Raw genomic sequence first — 26,562 nt, forward strand, 5'->3', positions numbered from 1 at the left:
CCGTTCTGGAACGCAATCACTGTTTCCGGGAATTTTTCCTGAGCTTTATTAAGCATTGCATCCGTAATTAAATTGCCTAGTTCTGTTTCATTTGCACGGACACTAACGTCACTTTCACCACCCAGTCTCGGATTCGGCAAGTCTTTCATCGCTTCAGCACCAATAGGCTGATTGCTCACTTCTTCTATTCTATCTTTGTATTCCTGAAGCAATTCGACTGCATCCGGATCATCTTCCAAACCAGTAGCATCAATGAGCGCACCAGACTGGCGGATGATTTCTCCTTGATCATTAAAGTCTACATTTAATGTTCCGAGAAACTCTGCATATTCCCCACCTTGAACGATGACTGTTGGAGCTTTAGGATTCCCATCAGCATCAGTTTCAATGACCACTGGTTCCATCAATTCTGTATGGGAGTGGCCACCAACGATGATATCGATACCAGCAACTTCTCCTGCCAGACGCAGATCATTTCCCACTTCCGGCGCACTGTCGAATCCTAGATGGTTCACTGCCATGATTTTATTGATTCCGGCATCCTCAAAGGCTTGAACTGCTTCCTCTGCCGCCTGTATAAAGTCTTCAAATTCAACGTCTGCCGGGCTGGCAATATTCTTAGTATCTTCAGTCACTAAGCCAAATACGCCAATTTCTTCACCTTCTACTTCAAAGATGATACTGTCATAAACCAGACCTGCTTCCGGATTTCGTTCCAGCATAGTGTTGGTTTCAAGACTGCTCATATACGGATCATTTGAAAAATCTACATTTGTTCCAAGAAAAGGAAAGTTAGCTTTTTTGACAAATTCAGATAGTGATCGGTGCCCATCTTCTGAGTCACCCAAATCGAATTCGTGGTTACCGAATGTCATGACATCGATACCCATCAGATTCATAAGAGCTACATCGGCCTGTCCTCTGAATTCATTGAAGTACAATGTTCCTGAGAAAACATCTCCTGCATTCACATGAAGAGCATTTGGATTTTCTTCCCGATACTGGTCGATTGCTGTGATCAGTTTAGGGTAGTTTTCAACGCGGGCATGTGTATCATTTGTATGCATGAGAGATAGTGTAAATGCATCTTCCTCACTATCTTCTGACGATCTCAGATCGATCTGGGCAAGGACAGGATCATGATCACTAGCTCGACTATGCATATCCGTATAATCTGCATTGATGTTAAGAATATCAATTTCAGCGCTTTCTACCAGATTATTGGATACAAGGATGTGATCCAGTACTTGAGAACTGCCTTGATAGACATAATTGTAACGCTCCATTTCAGGTACGCTGTGAATCAGGTTAGTCAGTTCATCGCCCGCCAGAATTTGAAGTGGCTCAGAGAACTCATAGTCATTCATGTCTCCGAGAACCACAATGTTCTCCTCTGGATTATCCTCAAGTATGTCGCCCACAAAGGAATTGAGAGTTTCAGCCAGCTGATTGCGCTGAGCTCTGCTTCCAAAACGTGGCGGTTGGTTCTGACCGTAGTAAGGATCATCTCCCAGTTTTGAATTCAGGTGATTATTAATGACTACGACACTGTCTCCATTGAATTCAAATTGTGCTGCAAGTGGTTTTCTTGTGTTCGTAAATTCTGAAGGAGACACACGACCCGGATTCAGGGTGAGCGAGCCATCAACATACCCTACAGCATCGCTTGTCCCGCCGATTGCCCCCTCAATCAGAGACACGCGTTCCGGATTATATAAATAACCTACTCGGATGTTTCCCCCAGGAGCTCCACCGTCTGCATTAAAGACAGGATCGATATTTGCATAGTCATAGGATGGTCCACCTGCATTTTCAATCTCTGAAATCAGACGCTCATAACTCTGGTCTGCTTCCGGAGAAGTCGAAGATGTCCCATTGTTGGCCATGACCTCAACAATCCCAATAATATCAGGAGACTCCATCTGTTCAACAAATGATCGTGCTATTCTTTGCGCTTTAACATCGGAAGTCTGAGATCGATTGGCAGAAAAATTCTCAACATTATATGTTGCAACCGTCAGCTTATCCTCATCCTTAATGATCGATGTCTGTACATCAGCTCTTTCAGCTTCTACTAGCGCACCTCTGACATCATCAAGATCAGCATAGACTTTATAGTTACCGAATCCATAATTGACTACTCCTTCAATCGATTCAGTGAACCGATCTCCGGTCTTAACAGCCAGTTCCCTAGCTGGTCCGTTAGGTTGCAATTTGAACTGGATAGACTTGGAATCCGGCCCTTCTTCAGATAGTCGGATCCCTCCATTTACAGTTCTGTTTTCAGGCTCGTAATCTTCTGTCACGACTACCAGATCCCCATGCTGCTGTGGAGCAATTGCAACTGAAGGCATAACCTCTACATACATTCCTTCAACACTTTCCCAGAAGTCAAGAGAATAGAGGTCGGGGTCAAACACATCTAAATCAGTATCCCCTTTTATTTCAGAAGGAATCATGTCGGAACTTATTTGAATCGGTTCGGGTAAATCAACTACATTCTCAAGAACATTAACGATTCCCCCACGATCATCTCTGGCATTTATTTGAGTGACAGGCAGATCGGTATCTTCTTTATCACTATATCCATCAATGAAATATTCAGATACATTTCCGGTCACTTCTACCAGATTCCCGACTTCAACACCCGTACTGCGGCCAGTATAGACGACTATCCCTTCTGAAGTATTAGGATCATCATCTACGAGGTCATCTGGCGTCTGCATATGGAAGTAATTGCCACCCTGAATAGAATAGACATAAGTTACAACGCCCTTCACATTGAAGACTTTCTCTCCGTTCATTGGAGAAAAATGTCCAGCGCCTTGTATATCATGAATTCTCATGCCTTCTTCGGCATCGAAGACATTATACGCAAATTCAGAAATCGTGCTTGTCTGTTCTCCACGAACGGCTATCGAACGTATTGTGGTCTGTTCAGTGATAAGTATAGGATCGGAGTATCGCAAACTGCTCGTATCCGGATCTGATCCGTCGACAGTATAGAATATCTCAGTATCAGATGTTGGAGTATCAAGCAATACGCTTGTCCCTATTGGAACCGATCCGCTCCCAGGACTAGCGATGACAGGCTGTACGATACTGGAGTCTTCTATGATATCAAGACTATTCCTTGGTATAATCTGTTGTGTATCATCAAACTGTGAAACTATTCCAGTTATGGATTCATACACTCTCCCAGACTGCAGATCTAGTGTGCCATTTTCGTCCCGAACAGTAAATACTGCGCCTGAAGAGTCGGTGGCTGTGTAATTTGCCCATCCGCTCCCCGTTTGAACATCAGTAATCTCCACACCCGAGAGCACAGCCAGCTGAGACTGATGTCTGGAGAGCTGATCTCCTGTGAGGGATATTGGGGAAGGAACTTCTGCCCCGCTTACTTTTTCATCAAGAACAGCAGAGTCCAGTTGAAGTAGGCCTCGATAATCCTGCAACGTTCCAGTAACTGTAACTGTGTCCCCTACTTCTACGTTCAAAGAAGTCGGTCTGACTGCAATCGCTGCTGTGCCATCCTGAATCTGAATAGTGTTTCTTAGTCTAGCAGTAACAACACCTTTTGTCTTAACTTCACCGGTCTGCTGTTCCCTTGCTTCCAGTATTGACAGAAGTTCCAGTTCTTGTGGTTCTTCTGACGGCGGATCCTCTCCAGCATCAGCTTCCACAAAAGTCAGCTCAGAAAGTTCTCTTAGGCCCACCTCTCCAAAATATGCTTTAAGTTGACCGGTTGCGATGACTTCCCGTCCGATATTATTCGGCTTGGACTGGAGACCAAACTCTCCTCTGAAGCTCGAAGGAATCTGAACAAGAATCATATTCTCCGGATCAGTTTCATCAGGATTATCAGCAAGTGCAAAATTATGATCATTGGCGAACTCATCAAACCTCAAACTCGGACCGTTCCCGGCTACATGCGCCACAATGTAGCCTTTAACATTAGCTGTTGAGGCATCGTTTCCTCTACTCAGCGCTTCTGAAACAGTGATGACCGATTGTTCTATATCCAGTACTGCTGCATCCGAGCTGTCAACTTCTGTTTCAGCATAAGCTGCTATCGGAGCCGCAGTTTGAGCAAATGTGCTCAGAAGGAGCATTGTTGCTAAGGAAAAGCTGTACTTCTTACGCCAGTTGTTCTGCATTCAATTCTCTCCTTAACCTTATTTTCTCAACTATCACTTATGTCAGTATACGCGTCTACTCACCTCACCTGTTTATGTATTAACATTAAGTAATATTTAGTTGGTATATTAAAGTAAACTAACTAACTCAATCTTGTAGCGCTTTCATTATTAACTAAATAACCTTATTCATAAAAAAATAAATAGCAATGAGCTAGTACAATAAAGTGTAAGTTATTGATATAACTAAGTCAACGTTATAAAAATTAGAAAATGTTTATATTCCTCATTAATATTTAATTATAAGTTATATTAATTAGTATGTTGTTATTTTAAACAAACTGATAAGCTGATTCTACTCAACTTTTAGTCTTGCATCAGTTCAGTTAGAGTGGAGTCCATGCCATATCAATACAAATAATCGATTGTCAGGTATAAATAAAAAAGCCCGTCAAAGAGCTGACGGACTTTTGACTAATCATTTACTAAGATGATTCCCTCTTACGTGTCTGATACGCGCTTCTTTAAAGAGGTAAAAATACTTCGCCTTCTGGAGCTTGAGCTGTGCTTCCCATTCCGGATGGTCCTTGATCATCAGCTCTTCCAGTTGTTTGTCGGCTTGGTACAGTTTTTTCTGCTTATTGATGAGTGCGATCAGTTTATCGTCGTACTGATTCTTAAGCTGATGTTTTTTTCTGAACAATCCCATACTCTGATTCCCTACATTTCTCTTCTGCCTTCAACAGCTTTAAGCAGAGTAACTTCGTCGGCATATTCAATATCACTGCCTACTGACAAACCATGAGCCAGACGTGTGACTTTGATTCCTGCCGGCTTGATCAGTCTCGACAGATACATTGCTGTAGCCTCTCCTTCAGCTGTTGCATTAGTCGCAATGATGACTTCCTTGACTTCATCTTTCTGAAGACGTTTGATCAGGACAGGAATATTAATATCCTCTGGGCCGGTCCCTTCAATAGGTGAGAGCACGCCATGAAGGACATGATACAAGCCTTTGAATTCATGCATCTTTTCCATTGCTATCACATCTTTTGCCTGCTCTACTACTAAAATAACTGACTGGTCCCGATTCTTGTCTTCGCAGATATCACAAGGGTCATTCTGTGTCATATTCCCGCAGACCGAACAGTAAGTCAGGTCACGCTTGACGCTGATCAGTGACTTTGCAAATCGGGTGACGTCATCTTCCTTCATATTCACCGTATAAAAAGCCAGGCGGGCAGCTGTTTTCTCCCCGATCCCTGGCAGTTTCATATAACTCTCCATCAATTGTGCTATCGGTTCTGGATAGTGCATAACCGTTTCCTTTCTACTGCGAAACGAATAGATCCATACTCGTCAGACAGTCCACAAACATTCCTCCAAATTATAATCCTGGGATTCCTAATCCTTTAGAGTACTTGCCCATTGTTTTTTCAGTTTCTTCGTCGATTTTTCCCAAGGCATCATTTACTGCTAATAGTACAAGGTCTTCAATAATTTCTACATCTTCAGGATCAACAATATCTTCTTTGATTCTGACTTCCCGACATGTTTTGTCTCCTGTAAATTTGACTGTCACCAAGTCGTCATTAGCTGATCCAGTAAACTCTGTTTCATTCAGAGTAGCCTGAGCCTGTTCCATTTCTTTCTGCATCTTCTGCATTTTCTTCATCATACCTTGCATATTTCCCATTCCACCGCGCATCGGCATTCATCCTCTCTTAATCTTTAATATTTACGATTTCTTCTCCGAAGAGACCGATCGCTTCACTCACGACGGGTTCTTCTTCCGGTTCTGACTGTTCTTCGCTGGAGACTTCTTCAGATTCCCCGGACTGATTTTTCATCTGCTGAATAAATGATTGACGGACTGCAGGCCATTGTTCACTCGGCACACTGCACATCCCGGCACGATGACCGATCACTTTTTCAAGATAATCACCAACCGATTCCAGAAGGAAGGAATCGTTTGAAGCCCTCTCACATAGAATATCATAATCAAAGGTGACAACCAACCCATTCGGACTGGCTGCAACGGGTTTGGACGTCTTCATTATTGCTTTCTGACCCGCAGGCAGGAAATCGATCAGATCAGGCCAGACATCTTTCAGCTTGACCAGATCCCCTTTTGTGGCTTTTTCCAGCACTTTGAAAACCTGTGTCTGATTCACCTTGAATGTCTGCTGTTTCCTGGCTTTACGTGACTGGTTAGAGGTCCTCGGCGCAGCAGGTTTCTGACCCCCTTGCTGCATCTGTTCGATCAGCGTCTGCATCTGCTGCATTTTCTTCTTCAAAGCATCGATGTCGCCGTTGTCTGCTTTCATTTCCTGTAGATGACCAGCAGCCGGGCCGCTCGCAGGTTTTGAAACCGGCTGGGTCAGTCGTACGGTCGCGACTTCAAGATAAACTTCCGCGTGACTGGACAGCCTCATTTCCTGATGGGTCTGATTCATTACCCTAATGATTTCGTAAATTTTTTCAGGATCAGCTTCCTCTGCCAAACTCTTGAACTGGTCATCCACCTTACTCATTTTAAGCAGGGCATCTTCCCCGGTTTTCTTATAGATCAGAATATCTCTACAGAAAAGGATCGTGTCGTCAACCAGCCGGTTTGCATCTTTCCCTTCCTGAAGGATTGCATGAAGCAGGCTCAATCCTTTCTCCGTATCGTTAACTAAAGAAGCGGAGACGTAATCTCCAAGCAGTTCCTGAGTGATACTGCCGGTGATTCGAAGCGTATCTTCTAACGTGATCGACCCGCTTGAGAAAGACAAGGCCTGATCGAGTATACTCAAAGCATCCCGCATGCCTCCTTCTGCCGCCTTAGCGATGGCCAGAAGTGCATCTTCTTCATAAGCCACATCTTTTTCCTGCAGAATGAATGTCATCCGTCTGATAATATCCTGAGGAGAAATGCGTCTGAAATCAAACCGCTGCGTCCTTGAAATGATCGTCAGTGGAATTTTGTGCGGTTCAGTTGTTGCTAAAATGAACACGACATTTGCCGGCGGCTCTTCAAGTGTCTTCAGTAGAGCGTTGAAAGCCCCCATTGACAGCATATGAACCTCATCAATGATATATACTTTATATTCAGCCTGAGTCGGCGCATAGTTCGCCTTCTCTCTAATGTCTCTTATTTCTTCTACACCGTTATTACTGGCGGCATCTATTTCTATGACGTCATTCAAGTTCCCCCGTGTGATGGATTCACAGATGTCGCACTCATTACATGGCTCTCCATCTTGAGAATGAGGGCAGTTCATGGCTTTAGCAAAAATTTTGGCCGCACTAGTCTTTCCTGTTCCCCGAGGACCGGAGAATAGATAGGCATGACTGGTATTGCCTTGATTCAAGGCGTTCTTAAGGGTTTTAGTGACGGCTTCCTGTCCAGCTACGTCTGAAAACCGCTGTGGACGCCAGACACGATATAAAGCTTGATAACTCATTGTCTCCCTCTTTTCTAGGTACTTGCTCTACTCTATTATAGGCCAAAATGAAGTGAATTTAAAAAGAAATTTTCCCTGTCCGAAAAAAAAAGATGCCCTTTTGACAGAGGCATCTTTCTATGAATAAACTGCATTATTCGTGGCTATGTATCACATGACACATGGCGGGACAGTACTTAGTGCTGCTTCCTTCCGGACCTGACACGGTTCATACGCCCGCCATTGCCATGAGGCCTTGCGGCAACTACTATAATAGCATATCCTCAAGATGATTAAAAGGTGTTTTTTTAAATCGATTCGATTTGGTGGCTAGGTTGCTCCCCGCTTCAACTTATTGCCATCTCAGTTTTCGGGATGAGTACACTTACAGCCGACAGTTGAATCCTCTGATTTTAACCATAACAAAGGCACTCGTGTGTGAGGCTGCAATTGGGATTATGATAAATACCGAAGCCACTATAATCAGTGTAACGATAATTGAATCCGGCAAAAAATAAGCTGTTCCCTGGACCAATAAATAATATAGGAAATAGAAGATGATACTTAGTGACGGGCAAAGATATTGTTTCATATACAGATCCCTCCTTCAAAGGTAACTATACTATACTGTAAAGAGCTCAATTATGAAATATGAAAGACGAAAAGAAATGACCTGTCATTTCTTCATTATAAAGGTTTGAGTTTGTTCTAAGATGTTTCTTGCGACCTACTCATCGGCTTGCTCGTTCCCCAGTTGGTTCTAAGAGGCTTCTTGTGACCAGCTCATCGGCTTGCTCCCTCGCCAGTTGGTTCTAAGATGCTTCTTGTGACCAGCTCGACAACTTGCTCCCTCGCCAGTTGGTTCTAAGAAGCTTCTTGCGACCAGCTCACCTGCTCCTAAACCTCTAGGCGTGTCGCAACCTCCCTTAATGCCATTCTCAGAAGAATAATCAACTCCTATTACATAAGAAAAAGACACTACATTGTCGTTCTTCACAACGCAGCGCCTCTCCCACTGATTAATTTAATCAGTCAATAGATAAAGTTGGTCTGACTTAATCTTCTTTAAGCGGTCCGCCCATGCCTCCGATCAGTCCGATCAGAACCAGGACCAGCGCCTTACCGAGTTTTCTCATAGTACAGCTCCTATCTGCTGATACACTTCAGCCTTATTTATCCGATATAATCGATATTCTCCAGTTTCATGCCGCTGTTTGGAATAGTCGGGACCTTCACCATACTGTAGCCCACATCCTGCTCCGGCACCTCATAACTGATTTTGTTGATCAGATAGTCCGTGACGATTTCCATGGCTCTGACAGTATTCCATTCTCCCGGACAGCGGTGACCTGTATTGTAGTCTCCTCCGCCTTGAGCAACCAGTTTCATCTGGACCTGATCTGTCGGGCTTGTGTGCCAGTCCTTGAAACGTTCGGGGTTAAATTCTTCAGGATTATCCCAGATACGCGGATCATGATTTGTACCATAAAAGTCCAGGATCACGAGCGTGTCTTTTTCAAACTGGTATCCGTCCCAGACAAAGTCTTTTCTGGTAATGGCCCCATTGAATGGGAAAAATGGGTAATATCGTCTGATTTCCTGAATGAACATATGCAGATAATAAGGATTGTCTCCATTAAGCTTATCCTTGATTTCAGGAAACTGATACAGGCTCAGCGCCGTGAAGGCAAAGTAGATCGCCACCGCTACTGAAGGACGCAGAACATTAAGCAGCTCCACGGCAGCTGTCTTCAAGTCGAGCAGCTCACCGTCTAGATCCTTAAACCACGAAATCTGGTAAAGAGCGGTCTCTTCTTTCGGATGTAATACCCCGGCTCTGACCTGTTGGATCAGCTCCTTATTCCAGGCTTCTCCCTGCTTGCGTCCGATCCGCCCTTCTATATGGCGGGTGCTGACGGCCATTGGAGACTCGAACATACTGACCAGCTGTTTTGTGCGCTTCTCCACGTCTTTTTCGGGTAAAGGAACTCCTGCCCATTCACAGACAGCCTGTGTCAGAATTTTCTGACTTTCTTCATAGAAGACGATCGAATCCTTCTTGATCCATTCCTTTGTTTCCTTCAGCAAGTATTTCTCGACAAGCTTAGCCCAGACTTCAATGCGTTCTTTGGACATCAGCCCCATAAAGAATGCTTTACGATGTCTGTGTGCTTCATCATCAAGACCCTGAACACCGCCTTTTCCGAGCAATGTTGCCTTGGCAGGCTCGGGGGCAGCTCCTTCACGTTTAAATTTGTCTTCGTCATAAAAGAGTTTAGCCGCTTCTTCTCCACCAATGACTACTGCCTTTTCACCCAGTAAATGGGTTTCAAACGCATCTGCTTTATAAATCTTGTGTCTATTCGGGGCATACATATACCCTTCTCTGAGTACCTTCAATCCATTCTCGAGGCCAGCTTCTTTTGGAAAACTTCGTGTTTTCTGCATACGTCTCCTCCTTAACTTATTGTTACCTTTAAGTATAAAAAGAGTGCCCCGCTTATCGCAAATGATACCCCTTACTGTCCCAGTTCTCGTTTCTGATCATCATATTCCGATTTAAGTATTGAATAGTAGACATCATTGAACCATTCCCCCTGCTTCCATTTTCCAACATGACGAAGGGTCCCTTCTTTCTTCATACCGAGGCGTTCCATTACTTTCCCCGATACGGCATTACGTTCATCATGCAAAGCGGCAATGCAGTCGAGTCCAAGTGTCTCGAAACCTAACTTCAATACACGCTGGCCGGCTTCCGTCATGTATCCTTTTCCGTGAAATGCTTTGTTCAAGGTGTACCCAATGATGGCCCGTTTGTCTTCGCTTTTGATTCTTAAATCAATTGTACCGATCATTTTTCCCGTTCCCTTCAGCTCGATTCCGAACTTTCCGAAGGGGTCTTCCAGAAAATACTCAGTGATGGCTTCTTCTGTCTTTTCAAGTGACGTATGCCGGTCAAAAACATAGTAGGTCGTCTCTTCATCCTGGGCATACTCGTACATGTCCGGTGCATCTTTCAATGTGACTGGTCTGAGAATCAGTCGCTCTGATTCGATTCGATTGTTTTTTGCCAATTTAACTTTAATTGGTGTCATCTAATCCCTCTTTTCCTTGTTTAGTTGCTTAGTTTAATATTATTAGAATAGCATAGTAACAGGCTTAATCCTATTTTTGAACGCGTCGGACATAATTATGAAAAGTTTCAGAAAGTTTCATGAAAACTTGTTGACTACGATCTGGTTGAGGACTATAATAAATTCGCTATAGAGATAGTTTTAATTAATTGAAAGAAGGATTGTAGTATGTCATTAACCGGTTTGTTCCTTGCATTAGGCTTTTCATTTATTCATTTAAGCTCCAGACATTTTAAATTGCGCCTGTTTTCCGTTAACCAGTTTACCTCTTTTGTTGGAGGAATTTCACTAGCTTATGTATTCTTCCACCTGATCCCGACCGTTCAGGGGTATGAGCATGAGGTTATGGAGACTTTTCATATTTCATCCCAGAATGCGTCTCATCTGATTTTCGGCTCCATGCTTGTCGGTATTGTTGTATTTTACTTTCTTGAGCTGGCTTTGAAATCATCAAGACTGAAACTGGCCAAAAGAGATTTTTCTACCTCAGGTATTTTCTGGGCTCACATTGGGTCTTATTTTCTCTATAATTTCATTATCGGTATCCTCCTGTCCAACCAGCGTTTTGAAACAACCTTTACTGCACTGCTTTACTTATTCGCTATTGGTGTCCACTTCATGACAAATGACTGGGTACTGCGTCACCACTTTGAAAAACTGTACGACCGATATGGTCTGAAGCTCCTCGTCGCGTCTGTGCTGCTGGGATGGCTTCTCGGATTGACTATTCACATCTCTCACACGTATATGGGACTTCTGGAAGCTTTCGTAGCAGGCGGACTGATTCTCAATGCTTTGAAAGATGAACTTCCAGCCTGTAAAGGAAGCGGCATGACCTCATTTATGGTCGGCCTGGTCTTCTACTCCGGACTATTGATGTTTATCTTATAATATAAAAATAAAAGTACAGATCATTCGGACGAGCACCTTGCGTGTCGTCCTGATGTCCCTGTACTTTTTATTTAACCGCAAATCGACTGCCATCAGAATGAAAGGCCCCTGTTACATCCCATTTCCATTTGAGGGACGGGTTTTTTCTTACCTTACATGAGAGAATAATGTAAATATACCAGGCTGTATGAAGCAAAGTAAACGAAACAATCAATTCGATAATGTTGGTAAAAATATAAGTCCGCTCTGTAGCCTGGTTCAGTGTATACAGAAAGCCCGGAGTGGCTATCAGGACAACAAAGAAATTCATGACGAACAAAAAGATCATGTCTGTAATAAATTCGCTTAATGAATAATTGAATTTAATATCCATCAGACCGAAGATGATCAGTTCAATGACCATGATCCCTGTTACCATTGTCATGATAAATCTGAAATCAAAATCGAACGCACTGAGTATAATTCCGGCCAGAAATAACGGTAATTCCACAAGCATCTTGTACCGGCGGCGTTTATCCTTTTCTGTCAACTCACTATATTTTAACAATTCTCTCACCTCTTTCTCATTGTACACCATTACATACGTAATTACTATAGGTAAACGTCCTTTACCGCTATTCCTTACACTCTAAAATCAGGCTATTCTTTCTCTAACATTGAAAAGTCCCCCATGAGTTCGCGTTCAATTGAACTCATGAGGGCTCTGATTAAAATGAATCAGACAAGTACAGGCTTATCTGCTATCAGTTTCTTTTCAATTGCTTTTTTACGCAGGTCGTCTCGGAAATCTGGATGAGCGATACTGATCAGAGCTTCAGCCCGTTCACTGAAGGTCTTACCGATCAACTCAGCTTTCCCATATTCCGTAACCACCGTATCGACATCATTCTTAGAGGTAGAGACAATCGATCCATGCGCCAGTTCGGATACAATAGTGGAAATTGTATCTTTCTTAGCGGTTGAATAGAGACAGATGACACCACGGCCGTTTTTAGTCATGCGCACCCCTTTTGTGAAGTCAGCCTGTCCGCCTGTTGATGAATACAGATGGCCGCCTACTGATTCAGAGTTACACTGACCATACAGATCCACTTCTACAGATGAGTTGATCGACACCAGATTATCCACTTTCGCAATGTTCACCGGACTGTTTGTCACATCGCACGGAAGCATCAGGATGTCTTCGTTGTTATCCATGAATTCATACAGTGCTTTGGATCCAATAGCAAAGGTCGAAGCTGTTTTACCTGGGTATACAGGATTAAATGCGTTAGTTACAACCCCTTTGTTATAGAGATCTACGATTTTGTCAGGCAGCATTTCACTGTAGACACCCAGATCTTTCTTGTCCATCAGGTATTCCATTACCGCATTAGGCATTGATCCGAAGCCGATCTGAACAGTGTCGCCGTCTTTAACGATATCAGCGATCGTCTTACCGATTTCCAGGTCTTTATCTGACAGAGTTGGAGAAGGCAGTTCAGGAAGGTCGACAGTGTTTTCAACTAGAGCATCGACCTGACTTATATGGATGGCATTTTTTTCACCGAATGTACGCGGCATTTTTTCATTAACTTCAAGAATGATTGTAGCTGCATGTTCGATCAGAGAAGCAACATACGATGGACTCGTTCCTAAAGAAAAGTTTCCATCTTCATCCATAGGAGACACTGTTGCCATAATGACCGGATTCGGAGCACGCTTTAAAAGGAGCGCAGGAATATCAGAGAAATGATTCGGAAGAAAATCGATGAATCCTTCTCTGTAATGTTTACGGTCAGCCCCAGATAGAAAAATAGATACTTGTTTCAGCTTGTCTTGAGAGATATCAAGTGGTCCGCTGCTTGGAAGCATTCTGTGTAGATAGTTTCCTTTAAGCTGCTTATTTTCAGGCAGAGCCTCCAGCAGCATCGGTGGTTCTCCCGGGTTGATCGGGAAAATAATTTCTTCACCGGGCTTAACTAATTGCACGGCTTTCTCAGCTGTCGTCAGTTTGTCTTGGTATAGTTTCTTGTAGTCAGTCATCGTGTTTCCTCCATTTCATGTAGTGAGCTGCTTATCAGTTCTGATAAACACCCCTTAGGTATGGGTTTACTGTCGGCTGAACTCCGCTTTCACTTTTTCTGTAAAAGCAGTCATCCCAATCTTCTGATCTTCTGTTGAGAACAGGCCACCGAACAGTTCAGCTTCCATTTCAAGGGCATGTTGCAGATCCATTTCGAATCCACGACTGATAGCTTTCTTACTGGATTCGATCGCAAGCGGTGCCTGTTTCATGATTGCTTGAGCCATCTTCTTTGCTTCTGTTAAAAGATCGGCCGGTTCAGTTACTTTGTTCAGCAGACTGATCGCCAGTGCCTGATCCGCAGTAATCGTCTGCGCAGTGAAAATCAGTTCTTTCGCTTTACTGATACCGACGATACGGCTCAAACGCTGAGTCCCGCCAAATCCGGGAATGATGCCCAGACCGACTTCCGGCTGTCCAAATTTAGCATTGACCGAGCCGATACGAATATCGCATGACATAGCCAGTTCACAGCCTCCGCCTAAGGCAAAGCCGTTTACGGCAGCAATCGTCGGCTGACGCAGGTTTTCCAGTTTGCTGAAGACCTGATTACCGAAAGCAGAAAAGTCTCTGCCTTCCAGCGCACTCTTGTCTTTCATTTCCTTGATATCCGCCCCGGCAACGAACGCTTTTTCTCCTGCACCCGTTACGATAAGGACTTGAATCGATTCATCCTGCTGAATCTCATCCAGTATATTGTTCAGCTCAGACAGGACTTGAGTATTCAAAGCGTTCAGATTTTTAGGCCGGTTGATCATCAGTGTCCCTATTCCACTGCTTTTTGATAGTTTCAATGTGTCATATCGTGTCATGTCTATTCTCCTTAAGCATACTCATAGAAGCCACGACCAGTTTTTCTTCCCAGTCTGCCTGCTTCTACGTATTTTTTCAGTAACGGACACGGTCTATATTTGGAATCATTAAATCCTTCATATAAAACGGTCATGATTGCGAGACAGACATCCAGTCCGATATAGTCAGCTAAGGCAATCGGTCCCATAGGATGGTTCGCTCCCAGTTTCATCGAATCGTCTACTTCTTCCATTGTCGCCACGCCCTCATAAACTGTAAATACAGCTTCATTGATCATGGGAATCAGGACACGGTTAACGACGAAGCCTGGTGAATCCGTCACATCGATTGCAGTTTTTCCGATCGACTGACTCAGGTCCAGAATGGTCTGTGCCGTCTGGTCATCAGTTGTCAGTGCGCGAGTGACCTCGACCAGTTTCATGACTGGTACCGGATTGAAGAAATGCATACCAATCACTTTTTCCGGTCTGCTGGTCGCATTTGCGATCTCAGTTATGGACAGAGAAGAGGTGTTGCTTGCCAGAATAGCGTCTTCAGGCGTAATCTCAGCCAGTTTTTTGAAAATATCCAGCTTGATGTTTTTGTTTTCCGTCGCTGCTTCAATAACCAGCTGCACATCTTCAGCATCTGTATAATCCGTTGAAGCAGTCAGACGCTTAAGTGTCGCTTCTTTTTCCTGCTCTGTCATCTTATCTTTCGAGACGGCTTTATCCAGCTGTTTCGTGATGGACTGAAGGCCACGTTCGACAAATTCAGGTTTGATATCATTCAAAATGACCTCATACCCATGCTGTGCCATCACCTGTGCGATTCCGCTGCCCATTGTTCCAGAGCCGACTACCATAATTTTGTTTATTGTCATAAATCCTTTACTCCCTTTCATCATGCTTGTTCTCCTATATGCCTGTTTCTTTCCTCAGTTTTATAACCAGTTCCGTGCAATCATTGCGCGCTGCGTATCGCTGCCTCCCCCGTAAATATGAGTCAGCTCAGCATCCCGTACAAACCGCTCGATACTGTTATTTCTCATGAATCCGTAGCCGCCTGTCAGCTGCAATGCTGTTTTGGCCGTATCAACCGCCACTGATGTCGCTTTAAGCTTGACCATGCAATAATAATCAGACGATTCAGGATCAAACGCTTCCACTTTATCGAGAAGCGCCTTGGCTGCATTCATCTCTGTATAGGCATCAGCCATTCGGTACTGATTATTTGGCAAGTCGATCAGCCGCTTACCAAACTGCCGATCTTTCTGCATATAGCTCAATGCTTTTTTTAAAACGCCCTCGGCTATGCCGATAGCTTGAGCCGCTACATACAGTTTATTAAGTGTCTTGATGACATAGCAGGCAGATTCGCCCACCGCCTGGCCCCCTAAAACATTCTCATGAGAAACCACGACACGATCAAATGAAAGAGAAGCAACGGGCATGCCCCGTATGCCCATTTTTTCTTCCTGTTGCCCAACAGATAACCCTTTCATTTCCGGATGAACAAGAAGGATACCCACTTCCTGCTCCCCGTTTCTGTATTGCATGCGGCTGACTACCGAATAGACGGATGCTTCTCCAGCATTTGATATATAATGCTTGCTTCCATTCAGCACCCACCCTTCATCTGTTTCGACAGCTGATGTTTCAATGAGAGATAAATCACTGCCGGAATCCAGTTCATTGAATGCATAAGCACCGATTTTCGATCCATTTAAAAGATCAGGTAGAAACCGTCGCTTCTGATCCTCAGTTCCATAAAGATAGACAGGCATTATGCCGAAAGACAGGTGTGTGAGAAGAACACTAGCTGTAGAGGAACAGGTCGTGGACACCGTTCTGATGACCGACAGGATGTCCTGAAGTGATCCGCCCAGACCACCTTGTTCACGACTGAATGGAATACGTAATACGCCCAGATCTGCAAAGTAATCAAAGGGTTCTCTCGGGAACGAATCAGTCTCATCATATTCTTTCGCTTTCTCTGAAAGCTCAGATGCTGTGTATCGGTAAACCGATTCTGATATATCTGTAATTGAACGTATAGCCATTTTTCTGTCTCCTCTACCTAGTACCTGATCCGGTCAGGTTGTCTTGTTATCTCTCTACGATGACTGACATGCCCTGTCCGCCACCGATACATAAAGTTGCGAGTCCATATCTGGATTCTCGTTTTTCCATTTCGTGCAGCAAGGTCACCAGGATACGAGCCCCGCTTGCACCTATCGGATGTCCTAATGCAATGGCTCCTCCATTTACATTGACTATATCCGTATCGAATTTAAGGTCTGTAATGACGCTTAAGGCTTGTGCTGCAAAGGCTTCGTTTGCCTCGATAAGATCAAGATCTTCAACGGTCAACTGTGCTTTTTCTAGTGCTTTCTGTGTTGCAGGAATCGGTCCGCATCCCATGATTTCAGGCTCCACTCCAGCACTTGCATAGGACTTGATCGTTGCCATTGGTTTAAGTCCAAGTGATTCTGCTTTTTTGCGGCTCATAATGATCAGAGCTGCTGCCCCGTCATTCAGTCCCGATGAGTTTCCAGCAGTAACTGATCCGCCTTCTTTCTTAAATGCCGGTTTAAGTTTGCCCATAGATGCCATTGTTGTCCCAAATCTCGGGTACTCGTCTGTATCAAACTGAACAGGGTCCCCTTTTCTTTGAGGAATCTCTACGGGTACGATTTCTTCTTTAAAGCGACCGGATGTGACCGCCTGCTCTGCGTTGTTCTGGCTTCGTACAGCTAGTTCATCCTGCTGTTCTCTGGTAAAGCCGTATTTTTCAACTATATTCTCGGCTGTCATTCCCATATGAATATCATTGAAGGCATCGACCAGCCCATCCTTCAGCATTGTGTCTACCATCTTGCCATTACCCATTCGCTTGCCCCAACGTGCATCCTGAAGGACATAAGGGGACTGGCTCATATTTTCAGTTCCTCCTGCGATAACAACATCATTATCGCCCATCATGACGGACTGGGCTGCAAGAGCCACTGTTTTCAATCCAGATCCGCATACCTTGTTAATGGAGAATGACGGTTTGCTTTTCGGGATACCTGCTTTAACTGCGACCTGGCGAGCAACATTCTGCCCAAGTCCGGCACTTAAAACGTTCCCAAAAATCAGTTCATCAACTTCTTTCGGATCTACCCCTGTTCTTTCCATAGCTTTCTTTACGACATGAGCTCCCAGGTCTACAGCTGAAACATTTTTCAATGCTCCACCAAATGCACCTAGGGGAGTTCTTACTGCTTCTACAATTACTGCATCACGCATGAACGGCTTCCTCCAATTTGTTTTTAAAACGGTCAAGTCTTGTTTGAGTGTAAGGTGTAAGATGTAAAACGTGAGTGAAACGTTTACAATGCCATATTAGCAAGCCTTTCCATAGGCGTCTACCAAGCAAATTTTAACGAGTCCATAAGTTGAACTAATAGAAAAACTGTACAGATTTGTGGTTCATATTCACTTTTTCACATTCTTGTTCTTTGAGGGATGATCTTTTGAAATAAAAAAATCGCAGAGATCTGTGATCCCTGCGCCAGTAACCTATTTATTCAATTAACTTAAATTCTAAGCGGCTAGTCCTTAAAGAATTTATTTCACTATCTCAAGTGTACTGTCTGTTTTTCATGCTGTATTCAGGCTCGCTTATAGCTGAAATGTGTATCAATCAGTCGATCGGCTGATAAAAATAACTCAGCATCGACTCATGAATAAAGGTTTCAACAGGGGTGTAGCTCGTTTTCACTGGTCGGCAAAGGAGTACATTAAAAGGAATCGGATCGTCGAAATGCTTCATTACAACCTGATCATTTTTTAAATAGCGCTTGATCGGAGCAGGCAGGATGGACACGATATCGGAATGATTCGCTGTCTCGACAAGAAAATCCCAGGATGCCGATGTCAATGTGACTTCTGCTTTTGACTTCTTCTTACGTATTTTTTCCTTTACTAATCGGTTAGTAATAAACGATTCTTTGAATGTTCCGATCTGGAACTCATTCAGATCCTTCCACTTGATTGTTTCCTTAGAAGCTAAAGGGTGCGACCGGTTCATGAATGCTGTGTATTCGTCAATCTGAATGACGTGCTCCTCATAAGATTTCGGATCCAGATCGGTCGGAGCTACAAGAACAACATAGTCGAGGTCCTTCTCAAAAAACATGCGTTTCAGTTCATAAGAGCCTTCTTCAACGATCTCTATCTTGACATCTGGGTTTTCTACTATAAACTTCGAGAAGAAATTAGAAAAAAGTACAGTCAGAACCAGCGATGGCAGCCCGATTCGAATCGTTCCCTTCTGTTTTGCTGCTTCTTTACGAATCGTATCTTCCATTTCCTCATGCATACTGACAATATCCAGTGCAAACTTATAGATACGTTTTCCGCTCGCAGTCAGACCATCCAGTCTGCCATTTTTTCTGATAAACAATTCTACTTCTTCATCTCTTTCAAAATGCGTAATAAACTGACTGAGTGCTGACTGAGAAATATGGATTCGCTTCGCTGCAAGTGATAGATTACACCCGCACTCGACGATGGTAATAAAATAATTCATCTGGGTAATGTCCATCGGTTTATCTCCTTTGCTCCTTTAATTTCCTACATCTCAAGGTTCTCTATAGTATAGCATTTAACTAGGCAATAACAGCTATTCCTTTTATCTTATTAACTAAACTTTAATGCTTCCAGTATTCTGTAATATAAAAACTCTTCCCAGCTTCACTGGTCGCTTGACCGCTCTGCTGAGAAGAGTTTCATACTATTTTTTAGAGAGGAATGGGTCTTTCGTTAGTCAGATTATACTTGTATTTGTTGATAAGTTAGTCAGATTATATTTATGTCAGTTAGTCAGTTCAGTTGCTATTTAGCCGCTCATTTAAAAGGCCGATTTTTAAATGAACGCACTCTTACCTGTCAAGAATCTTCCAACGATCAGTGCATTGATTTCATGCGTCCCTTCGTAGGAGTAGATGGCTTCAGCATCAGTGAAGAAGCGGGCGACATCCGTATCAAGAGTGATTCCATTACCGCCGACTACCTCACGCGCCAGGGCAACTGTTTCACGCATGCGCAATGCATTATGCATTTTTGCCAGTGAAGAATTGACTTCGATGTACTTTCCTTCTTCCTGCATTTGAGCAAGGCGGACGGAGTAGGACAGGCACGCGTTGACATTAGCCTGCATGATAGCCAGCTTTTCTTGTACCAGCTGGAAAGAGCCCAGTTTTTTACCGAACTGTTCACGCTGCTTGACGTATCTCAAAGCTGCTTCAAAGGCACCCGCAGCAAGACCAGTTGCCAGATGGGCAATATCTGCTCGAGTCGTGCGCAGGATTGCTGCGACATCTTTGAATGAGTTGACATTGACCAGACGTCGGTCATCTTCAACTTTCACATCTTTCATTGTGATGTGGCCATTCGCCAGCATTCTTAATGATATTTTATTCCTGATGTTTTCTACAGAAAGCCCTTCTGACTTTCCGGATACGACGAATGCTTTGACCTGATTATCTGCTTCATCTCTAGCAAAAATCACGATTTCATCTGCTTTGTCTGCACCGCCGATCCAGCGTTTTTCTCCATTGAGGATCCAGTAGTCTCCCTCTTTACGGGCACTGGTCGCCAGACCACCTGCAATATCCGATCCATGATCAGGCTCAGTCAGACCAAAACACGTGCTGTATTCAAAAGACTTGACCTTAGGTGCCCAGCGGTCAATCTGTTCCTGAGAACCGCCGTATAACAGAGACGCGTAAAACAGTCCGCCGTGAACAGTATAGTAAGTCGCGATACTCGGATCCATTTTAGCCAGTTCAAAGTACCTGAACACGTTGAACAGCTCACTGGTCTTCAGCTCATTGTCACGTCCTTCAAACAATTTAGGGTCATCCATAAATCGGGATTTAGCTACTTCGTTCCACGCTTCATATGGGAACTTCGCTTTCTCATAGTGCTCGTTGATGACGGGATAAACGTGTTCTTCAAGTGCTGTTCTCATATCCTGAAGGACTTCAAGCTCACCGTCTGTCAGCTGACTTGAATACTCGTATAGGTCTGTCGGATAAAACTCTTTTGCATCAATGCTTTCTTTTCTGATCGTTGCTTCCATTTATAATTCTCCTTTTGAAAAGTATTGAACACTCTATTTCACTCTTACAGTCACTCTTTTCTCAACCGCTTACAATCACAGATTAACGGATATGTCGGCTTCCGTCTACTTATCAAAAATAATAGAAGCTATTAGTCCAGCTAATTGGCAGCGTTACCGAATCACCTGTCCGCTGTGTAACCTATCTGAGTGCCATGCGGTTTGTCTCATATAAATACACTATTGACAGCATAAGAAGAGCCCCTGTTCTGCAGCATCACTACATAACCGGGGCTCTTCTGGTAGACAGTTCGATAAGACTCTATTATTAAGTTATACCATCATAGGTCAGGCAGTATCGCCTGCCACTTGAAACTTACTTATGCGTTTCATATACCATGCAATTAGTCCAATACCTGCCACTGCCATCCCAGTTGAGATGATCAGCGCCATGGAGTAACTTCCCGTTGCTTCCCTGATTGAAGAAGCAAGTGACGGGCCCATAATCGATGCAATGCCGTATGCCGTAAACATCCAGCCATAGTTTGCTGCTGCTTTGGATGCACCCCAGTTTTCGGCAGTGATTCCAGGGAAAGACCCTAAAAATCCACCAAATGACAATGCAATACAGATCAGTCCGATGATTCCCGCCACGGCGCCCAGCTGATCAGCAAAATTAAGACTCAGCAGACCTGCACCCGATACGGCAAACATAGTCATTACAGTTTTATACCTTCCGATTCTGTCAGAAACAGATCCCCAGAAAATGCGTCCAAGTGTATTAGCCAGACCTACAATCATAACAATCACCGCACCCGAACCAAGAGAGTAATAGTCTGCCAGGTTGGCCGCATGACCGATGATCATCATGCCGCTTGTAGCAGCAAAGATGTAGACGCCCCAGAGGATCCAGAAATTTCCTTCACGAAGCATGTCCTTGAAGGTACTGCCCTCATCAGCAGTCACCCCACTCACCACAGGTTTGGCTGGAGGGTTTTCCATGATGAATGAAGCGGCACAGATCACAACCAGCAGAATTATACCGAGCAGGCGGAAGGTTTGACTGACTCCTACGCTATCGATCATTGCAGTAGCAATAGGAGCTAAAAGGATTGCTCCTGAACCGAATCCGGCAGCTGTCAATCCACCTGCCAACCCTTTTTTGTCCGGGAACCACTTAACGGTGAGGGCAGTTGCTGTCCCGTAACCCGCTCCGATACCCAATCCAAGTATGACACCATAAGTCATGTAAAGCATCAGGATACTGCTGGCAAAACCAGTCAAAAACATACCGAGTCCAAAAAGCAGGCCTGCAGCCATTACGATTTTCTTTCCTCCATGTTTATCGACGATTGGTCCACAGATAATCATCCCAACTGGTACCATAGCAAATGAGATACTGAATGCCAATGAGGTCTCGCTTAGGGACCAGCCTGGATTTTCTGCCAGCAGAGCCGTCTGGAATACTGACCAGGCATATCCTGCACCTAAAGATAAATTAGTTACGATAGCCGCTATAAGAATCAGCCATCTGTTTTTCTGTTCTGTCATTTTACTTCCTCCAATAAAAAAGTTTTTCACTCAGTGTTTACTTCCACCTTTTCTTTAACCGCTTACAATTCAGGTTAACTTATGATGTCTATCAGAGTCTACTTAGTAAAAATAATGGAAGCTATTAGGTGGACTAATAATCTGTGATGAAAACAGCTCTCCCCCTGGTCAGTTTACGTTTTCAAATAAAACCCGGCGTCCTTTTTCAGACACCGGGTAAGTATAAACAGTCAGTATGAAATATAATTTTCTTTTGAGCGAGTCAGACAGGCTGTTACTTCCTTTCCATCCTTGTCCCATTGAATCATGCGGTAATATGCATCATGATAAAATATGAAGCCGGCATTCGCATCGTAAGCTTCCTTCATCCATTTCTGCTTGGCGCTTAGCGAATCCATAGGGTAATCGTCATATGCCATGACCCAAAGCGGATTCTGATGAGCATGGGTAGCCATAATATCAGCCATATGAAGCAGCGTCCTGTTCTGCTGGGTCAGCCTGATGATTGCATGGCCGTCGCTGTGTCCTCCCGTATGAATCAGTTCGATCCCCTTAGCTGGTCTGCATGACTCTTTGTAAGTGATGACCTGATCCTCTACAGGCTCCCAGTTCTCTTTCCAGTAGGTACTGATTGATCGGCTGTTAGGGTGCCTTACTTCATTCCATTCTGTCTCGTTGACATAAATGGTCGCATTGGGGAAGGTTGAAACCAGCTTATCTCCTTCCCACTTGCTCAGTCCGCAGGCATGATCAAAATGCATGTGAGTCATAAGAACAACATCGATGTCTTCTTCTGTCAGCTCAAGTGCCTTCAGGCTCTCAGATATTCTGGACTCTTCTTTGACTCCAAAGTTACGTTTCTGCTTATAAGTCAGCTTGCCGTTCCCGATCCCCGTGTCGATCAGATAATTTTTATTGCAGTATTGAATGAGTATAGGATCTGTTGCATTTTCAATCTGATTGCGTTCATTAGCCGGATACTTCCTGCTCCATAAGGGTTTAGGTACCACTCCGAATATAGCTCCACCGTCAAAGGAAACGACCCCACCTTCCAGCCAGTATAAGGTCATATCATGAAAATCTAGTTTATCCACTTCTAAACCTCCCGAATCGGTCATAAGATACTTTCTACTATTTATCGTAATCGGTTTCACCCTAGTATGCCAATAACCCTTATTTATTCCTTCTATTACTTCAGCTTAATGCTAGCGACTGTACATAGGCTGAATCATTTATTGATGGATATATCAGAATCAGTCAGATTGACCTTTACTGAGCATTAAAAAATGACAGCACACTTCCCCAAACGCAAAAAAGACCATCCAGTTTTCATCTGGACAGTCATTTTTTCACTAGTCTTTATTCCTACCCAAAATCAGGCAGATCTCTGTTTTCTTGCTTTTTTGTTACTCTGCATGATATTCCAGGACCGCTTGATTGTACCCAGTATGTTGGTATCAGAATACACCAGGACATTGGAGCGGTAAAAGGCAAGAGCTACAGCAGAAATCAATGCTGCAAACCCGACTGTTCCTACAATGGACAGCCAGATTCCACTTGTCGCGACAGTTCCGGATGCAATCCTGAACGGCATGACGAAAGGTGTAAACAATGGAATATATGAGAATACGACCGCCAATGTATTTTCAGGAGATGTGAAGGCAAATAACCCGACATAGAACCCGGCAAGAGCGATAAAGACTATCGGGGTGACAGCTTTATTCACGTCTTCCATCTTAGTAGCCAGCGAGCCGAAGAATGCTGCGAGTATGACATATATCAGCACCCCCGCTACAAAGAATATCAGTGTATACCCCAGCAGTTCCTGAAGCATGCCCATAATATCCATCTCACCTATCAGTCCCTGGACAAAATCAGTGTCTCTAAAGTACAGATAGGCTGCAAATCCTACAGCTGCATAAATCGCGATCTGAGTCAGCATCACCATGATGACCCCAACCAGCTTGCCGAAGAAATGATTGGTGGCTGTCGCACTGGACAAGATGATTTCCATAATACGTGTGCCTTTCTCATTGGCCACTTCTTCAGCTATGATTCCGGAATATGTCATGATGAAAGCCATGATAGCAATACTGACCGCATAAGCGCTCCATTCCTGGATCATTCTATCGGTTGTGTCTTCTTCTGTCAGTGCCCCCTCTTCGATACTGACAACTGTTTCTTCTACTTGAACAGCCTCTGTCAGAGACATGACCTGTTCAGGAGCCAGCTCAAGATCATTCGCTCTAAGCATCGTCTGATAGTTTGTCAGCACTTCAGTAATGATTGGTATCTGATTAGACAGCTCGTTTGCATGGACGATTTCTGCCTGAAGGGTTTGTGCTTCAGTATTGATGACCATATATCCTTCGATATCCTCAGCAGTCAGGGCTGTTTCAGCTTCCTCTTCAGTCGTAATATCTTCAGCAATGTCAAAATTCCATTCTTCATCTGAAAACAGTTCCTGAAGAGCCGGATCATCTGTTACGACAGCAATCGGTGTTGGCTCAGCGTTTTGAGCTTCCTGTGAAAAGTAGTAAGTCATTCCGGCGATAAAACCAATAATGATCAGCGGAATGAGAACCATAACGATAAACCCGAATGATTTAATATTTTTCTTGTATACTTCTTTAGTAATGACCCAGAATTTATTCATTTCGCTCACCTGCCATTCGTTTGAAAATTTCTTCTAAAGTTGGAGGCTGCTGGCTGAACGTCGGGATATAGCCGTTTCGTGTTGCTGCCTCAAAGATAGCCTTTCCTTCTTCAGCCTGAGTCAGATAGACAATATCGATTCCGTCTCTGTTTTTTTCCACCCGCTGTACACCTGGGAATTCCAGGAGAGCTTCTCTGCTTAGATCAGACTCTAAAAACAGCTTCGTCCGTCCAAACTGTTCACGAATATCACGGACTGCACCATTAAGTACTTGTCTTCCATTTTTTAGCATGATCAGGCTGTCACAGAGCTCTTCCACATTGTTCATATTATGGCTGGAAAATATGATACGTGCACCTTTACTTTGAGCTTCTCTTATTCCTTCTTCCAGCAGTTCTGCATTGACCGGATCTAGCCCACTGAATGGTTCATCAAGAATAATCAGTTCCGGTTCATGAATCAGGGTACAAATCAGCTGGACTTTCTGCTGATTCCCTTTTGACAGAGTTTTTACTTTATCTGTCTTCTTCCCTTTTACGTCGAACTTTTTCAACCAGTCATCAATCAGAGGACTGATCTCGCTTTTTTTCTTCCCTCTCAGCTGTGCAAAATAAAGAATCTGATTCTCAATCGACACTTTAGGATACAACCCTCTTTCTTCTGGAAGATATCCTATTTTATTGAAAATCTTTTTCGACAGATGCTGATTTTCCCAAAGCACTTCACCCTGGTCTGCTGTCAGCAGATCCAGTATGATACGGAAGGTTGTTGTTTTTCCTGCACCATTCTGACCGATCAGACCCATGATTTCTCCGGGACGTATCGTAAAACTGACATCTTCCACAGCTGTCAGATCACCGAATGTCTTGCGCAGATTTTTCACCTCTAACATATTGTCTCCTTCTTTCTCTATATTATGTACTCTCATAGAATTCTGATTATCTGTAGTATACCGTTTTTAGGAGAAAATAAATATCAGACTTCCGAACCATTTTTCACATTTCCTTCACTCTTTTTCAATCGAGTAGGAGGTAAATAATTAATTTATTTACCGTCCTCTCACACCACCGTACGTACGGTTCCGTATACGGCGGTTCAATATCTTGAGTAAGCAGACTCTGCCAGTTGAGGTAGTGGAACTACGTTCCAACGGTAGAGTCTTTTCGTTGTAATCACCCAATGAACTTCAGGTGTTTTTGATAATCTCCAGTATTTCTTTCTGGAGTAGCCTATGCGTTTAGCACTGTCCATATCTAGACCTAAGCGCATTAATTTGCTAATCTTAGTATGGGGCTTTTTCCATCTTTTTAAAATCAGTTGTCTGATACGGTGATGCAGCCATTGCTCCACTTTCTTCACGAATGATTTGATGAAGCCTGTGCCGAAATAATTAATCCAGCCTCTTGTTCGGCTGTTTATTTCTTTGACAATGTCTTCAAATCTCCCTGCACGCTTACGTTTAGTCAAGCGTTTCAAGGTACGCATGAATTTCGCTTTGGCTTCTTTCGAAGGTCTGTAACGACAGACCCCATTCACTGTGGTTATCAGACAACCCAAGAACTTTAAACGTGTTGGGGAACCCACTTTACTTTTATCTTGGTTGACAGTTAATTTCAGGTCTTTTTCGATGAAGCGAGTGATACTTTGGAGCACCCGTTCACCGGCTCGTTTTGATTTTACGAAGATGACGAAGTCATCAGCGAAACGGACAAACTGGTGTCCCCGCTGTTCCATTTCTTTATCCAGTTCATGTAAGTACACATTACTGAGTAGGGGCGAAATCACGCCACCTTGTGGTGCG

General features: G+C 43.7%; 22 protein-coding genes and 1 other RNA gene. 1 reads left to right on the forward strand and 22 read right to left on the reverse strand.

All coding sequences use genetic code 11. From position 1 onward, the window contains the following. From BMX79_RS11410 to BMX79_RS11455, 9 genes are all read right to left on the reverse strand, one after another. Positions 1-4,157: DUF8508 domain-containing protein (locus BMX79_RS11410; protein ID WP_091482795.1), on the reverse strand; the 4,157-nt coding region annotated here is incomplete at its 3' end. A gap of 457 nt (positions 4,158-4,614) precedes the next feature. Then, the gene (locus BMX79_RS11415; RefSeq protein WP_091482797.1) at positions 4,615-4,845 is read right to left on the reverse strand and encodes a YaaL family protein; all 231 of its coding nucleotides are present in this window, start codon (positions 4,843-4,845) and stop codon (positions 4,615-4,617) included. An 11-nt stretch (positions 4,846-4,856) separates the two neighbouring features. Next, on the reverse strand, positions 4,857-5,453 hold the full coding sequence (recR, locus tag BMX79_RS11420; protein ID WP_091267420.1) for a recombination mediator RecR: 597 nt from the start codon (positions 5,451-5,453) through the stop codon (positions 4,857-4,859). A gap of 70 nt (positions 5,454-5,523) precedes the next feature. Next, on the reverse strand, positions 5,524-5,844 hold the full coding sequence (locus BMX79_RS11425) for a YbaB/EbfC family nucleoid-associated protein (protein WP_091482800.1): 321 nt from the start codon (positions 5,842-5,844) through the stop codon (positions 5,524-5,526). Positions 5,845-5,860: 16 nt separating this feature from the next. Then, positions 5,861-7,585: a DNA polymerase III subunit gamma/tau gene (gene dnaX / locus BMX79_RS11430; protein ID WP_091482802.1), complete on the reverse strand. Its 1,725-nt coding sequence runs from the start codon at positions 7,583-7,585 to the stop codon at positions 5,861-5,863. Between the two features lie 145 nt (positions 7,586-7,730). Beyond that, positions 7,731-7,820, reverse strand: an RNA gene (gene ffs, locus BMX79_RS11435) — signal recognition particle sRNA small type. Positions 7,821-7,949: 129 nt separating this feature from the next. Further along, positions 7,950-8,156: a hypothetical protein gene (locus BMX79_RS11440; RefSeq protein ID WP_091482804.1), complete on the reverse strand. Its 207-nt coding sequence runs from the start codon at positions 8,154-8,156 to the stop codon at positions 7,950-7,952. A gap of 581 nt (positions 8,157-8,737) precedes the next feature. Next, positions 8,738-10,012, reverse strand: a complete 1,275-nt coding sequence (locus tag BMX79_RS11450) for a cytochrome P450 (RefSeq protein ID WP_091482808.1) — start codon at positions 10,010-10,012, stop codon at positions 8,738-8,740. Between the two features lie 71 nt (positions 10,013-10,083). Then, positions 10,084-10,659: a GNAT family N-acetyltransferase gene (locus tag BMX79_RS11455; RefSeq protein ID WP_091482811.1), complete on the reverse strand. Its 576-nt coding sequence runs from the start codon at positions 10,657-10,659 to the stop codon at positions 10,084-10,086. Positions 10,660-10,866: 207 nt separating this feature from the next. Here BMX79_RS11455 and BMX79_RS11460 point away from each other — a divergent pair, with 207 nt between their 5' ends. Beyond that, positions 10,867-11,589, forward strand: coding sequence for a hypothetical protein (locus BMX79_RS11460; protein ID WP_091482813.1), 723 nt, complete (start codon positions 10,867-10,869; stop codon positions 11,587-11,589). 67 nt (positions 11,590-11,656) lie between these two features. Here BMX79_RS11460 and BMX79_RS11465 read toward each other — a convergent pair whose 3' ends face one another. From BMX79_RS11465 to BMX79_RS11525, 13 genes are all read right to left on the reverse strand, one after another. Next, the gene (locus tag BMX79_RS11465) at positions 11,657-12,136 is read right to left on the reverse strand and encodes a hypothetical protein (protein WP_091482816.1); all 480 of its coding nucleotides are present in this window, start codon (positions 12,134-12,136) and stop codon (positions 11,657-11,659) included. Positions 12,137-12,306: 170 nt separating this feature from the next. Next, a complete protein-coding gene (locus BMX79_RS11470; protein ID WP_091482818.1) occupies positions 12,307-13,614 on the reverse strand; it encodes an acetyl-CoA hydrolase/transferase family protein in 1,308 nt (435 codons plus the stop codon). A gap of 66 nt (positions 13,615-13,680) precedes the next feature. Further along, on the reverse strand, positions 13,681-14,466 hold the full coding sequence (locus BMX79_RS11475; RefSeq protein ID WP_091482820.1) for an enoyl-CoA hydratase-related protein: 786 nt from the start codon (positions 14,464-14,466) through the stop codon (positions 13,681-13,683). Between the two features lie 11 nt (positions 14,467-14,477). After that, the gene (locus BMX79_RS11480) at positions 14,478-15,329 is read right to left on the reverse strand and encodes a 3-hydroxybutyryl-CoA dehydrogenase (protein ID WP_091482839.1); all 852 of its coding nucleotides are present in this window, start codon (positions 15,327-15,329) and stop codon (positions 14,478-14,480) included. Positions 15,330-15,389: 60 nt separating this feature from the next. Continuing rightward, a complete protein-coding gene (locus BMX79_RS11485) occupies positions 15,390-16,508 on the reverse strand; it encodes an acyl-CoA dehydrogenase family protein (RefSeq protein ID WP_091482822.1) in 1,119 nt (372 codons plus the stop codon). Between the two features lie 46 nt (positions 16,509-16,554). After that, positions 16,555-17,736 (reverse strand): acetyl-CoA C-acetyltransferase, encoded by a 1,182-nt coding sequence (locus BMX79_RS11490; protein WP_091482824.1) that lies wholly within the window; start codon positions 17,734-17,736, stop codon positions 16,555-16,557. 397 nt (positions 17,737-18,133) lie between these two features. Further along, the gene (locus BMX79_RS11495; RefSeq protein ID WP_091482826.1) at positions 18,134-19,036 is read right to left on the reverse strand and encodes a LysR family transcriptional regulator; all 903 of its coding nucleotides are present in this window, start codon (positions 19,034-19,036) and stop codon (positions 18,134-18,136) included. A 321-nt stretch (positions 19,037-19,357) separates the two neighbouring features. After that, the gene (gene fadE / locus BMX79_RS11500; protein ID WP_091482828.1) at positions 19,358-20,575 is read right to left on the reverse strand and encodes an acyl-CoA dehydrogenase FadE; all 1,218 of its coding nucleotides are present in this window, start codon (positions 20,573-20,575) and stop codon (positions 19,358-19,360) included. Positions 20,576-20,902: 327 nt separating this feature from the next. Further along, a complete protein-coding gene (locus BMX79_RS11505; RefSeq protein ID WP_091482830.1) occupies positions 20,903-22,105 on the reverse strand; it encodes an L-lactate MFS transporter in 1,203 nt (400 codons plus the stop codon). Between the two features lie 230 nt (positions 22,106-22,335). Beyond that, positions 22,336-23,199 carry a YtnP family quorum-quenching lactonase gene (locus BMX79_RS11510; RefSeq protein WP_091482832.1) on the reverse strand — a complete coding sequence of 288 codons (864 nt, stop codon included), beginning with the start codon at positions 23,197-23,199 and terminating at the stop codon, positions 22,336-22,338. Positions 23,200-23,480: 281 nt separating this feature from the next. Continuing rightward, positions 23,481-24,761, reverse strand: coding sequence for an ABC transporter permease (locus BMX79_RS11515; RefSeq protein ID WP_091482834.1), 1,281 nt, complete (start codon positions 24,759-24,761; stop codon positions 23,481-23,483). Next, on the reverse strand, positions 24,754-25,653 hold the full coding sequence (locus BMX79_RS11520; protein ID WP_091482836.1) for an ABC transporter ATP-binding protein: 900 nt from the start codon (positions 25,651-25,653) through the stop codon (positions 24,754-24,756). Before BMX79_RS11520 ends, BMX79_RS11515 begins: the two co-directional genes overlap by 8 nt. A gap of 203 nt (positions 25,654-25,856) precedes the next feature. Further along, positions 25,857-26,562, reverse strand: a 706-nt coding sequence (locus tag BMX79_RS11525) for a reverse transcriptase domain-containing protein (RefSeq protein ID WP_256212685.1), incomplete at its 5' end; no start/stop codon positions are given.

The organism is Alkalibacterium pelagium (genome assembly GCF_900109325.1).
GTDB classification, from domain to species: domain Bacteria; phylum Bacillota; class Bacilli; order Lactobacillales; family Carnobacteriaceae_A; genus Alkalibacterium; species Alkalibacterium pelagium.

Bases quoted from the DNA above. Each gene is read 5' to 3' on its own strand.
- BMX79_RS11415 (WP_091482797.1), bottom strand. From the start codon at position 4,845: ATGGGATTGTTCAGAAAAAAACATCAGCTTAAGAATCAGTACGACGAT.
- recR (WP_091267420.1), bottom strand. From the start codon at position 5,453: ATGCACTATCCAGAACCGATAGCACAATTGATGGAGAGTTATATGAAA.
- BMX79_RS11425 (WP_091482800.1), bottom strand. From the start codon at position 5,844: ATGCGCGGTGGAATGGGAAATATGCAAGGTATGATGAAGAAAATGCAG.
- dnaX (WP_091482802.1), bottom strand. From the start codon at position 7,585: ATGAGTTATCAAGCTTTATATCGTGTCTGGCGTCCACAGCGGTTTTCA.
- BMX79_RS11440 (WP_091482804.1), bottom strand. From the start codon at position 8,156: ATGAAACAATATCTTTGCCCGTCACTAAGTATCATCTTCTATTTCCTA.
- BMX79_RS11450 (WP_091482808.1), bottom strand. From the start codon at position 10,012: ATGCAGAAAACACGAAGTTTTCCAAAAGAAGCTGGCCTCGAGAATGGA.
- BMX79_RS11455 (WP_091482811.1), bottom strand. From the start codon at position 10,659: ATGACACCAATTAAAGTTAAATTGGCAAAAAACAATCGAATCGAATCA.
- BMX79_RS11460 (WP_091482813.1), top strand. From the start codon at position 10,867: ATGTCATTAACCGGTTTGTTCCTTGCATTAGGCTTTTCATTTATTCAT.
- BMX79_RS11470 (WP_091482818.1), bottom strand. From the start codon at position 13,614: ATGACTGACTACAAGAAACTATACCAAGACAAACTGACGACAGCTGAG.
- BMX79_RS11475 (WP_091482820.1), bottom strand. From the start codon at position 14,466: ATGACACGATATGACACATTGAAACTATCAAAAAGCAGTGGAATAGGG.
- BMX79_RS11480 (WP_091482839.1), bottom strand. From the start codon at position 15,329: ATGACAATAAACAAAATTATGGTAGTCGGCTCTGGAACAATGGGCAGC.
- BMX79_RS11485 (WP_091482822.1), bottom strand. From the start codon at position 16,508: ATGGCTATACGTTCAATTACAGATATATCAGAATCGGTTTACCGATAC.
- BMX79_RS11490 (WP_091482824.1), bottom strand. From the start codon at position 17,736: ATGCGTGATGCAGTAATTGTAGAAGCAGTAAGAACTCCCCTAGGTGCA.
- BMX79_RS11495 (WP_091482826.1), bottom strand. From the start codon at position 19,036: ATGGACATTACCCAGATGAATTATTTTATTACCATCGTCGAGTGCGGG.
- fadE (WP_091482828.1), bottom strand. From the start codon at position 20,575: ATGGAAGCAACGATCAGAAAAGAAAGCATTGATGCAAAAGAGTTTTAT.
- BMX79_RS11505 (WP_091482830.1), bottom strand. From the start codon at position 22,105: ATGACAGAACAGAAAAACAGATGGCTGATTCTTATAGCGGCTATCGTA.
- BMX79_RS11515 (WP_091482834.1), bottom strand. From the start codon at position 24,761: ATGAATAAATTCTGGGTCATTACTAAAGAAGTATACAAGAAAAATATT.
- BMX79_RS11520 (WP_091482836.1), bottom strand. From the start codon at position 25,653: ATGTTAGAGGTGAAAAATCTGCGCAAGACATTCGGTGATCTGACAGCT.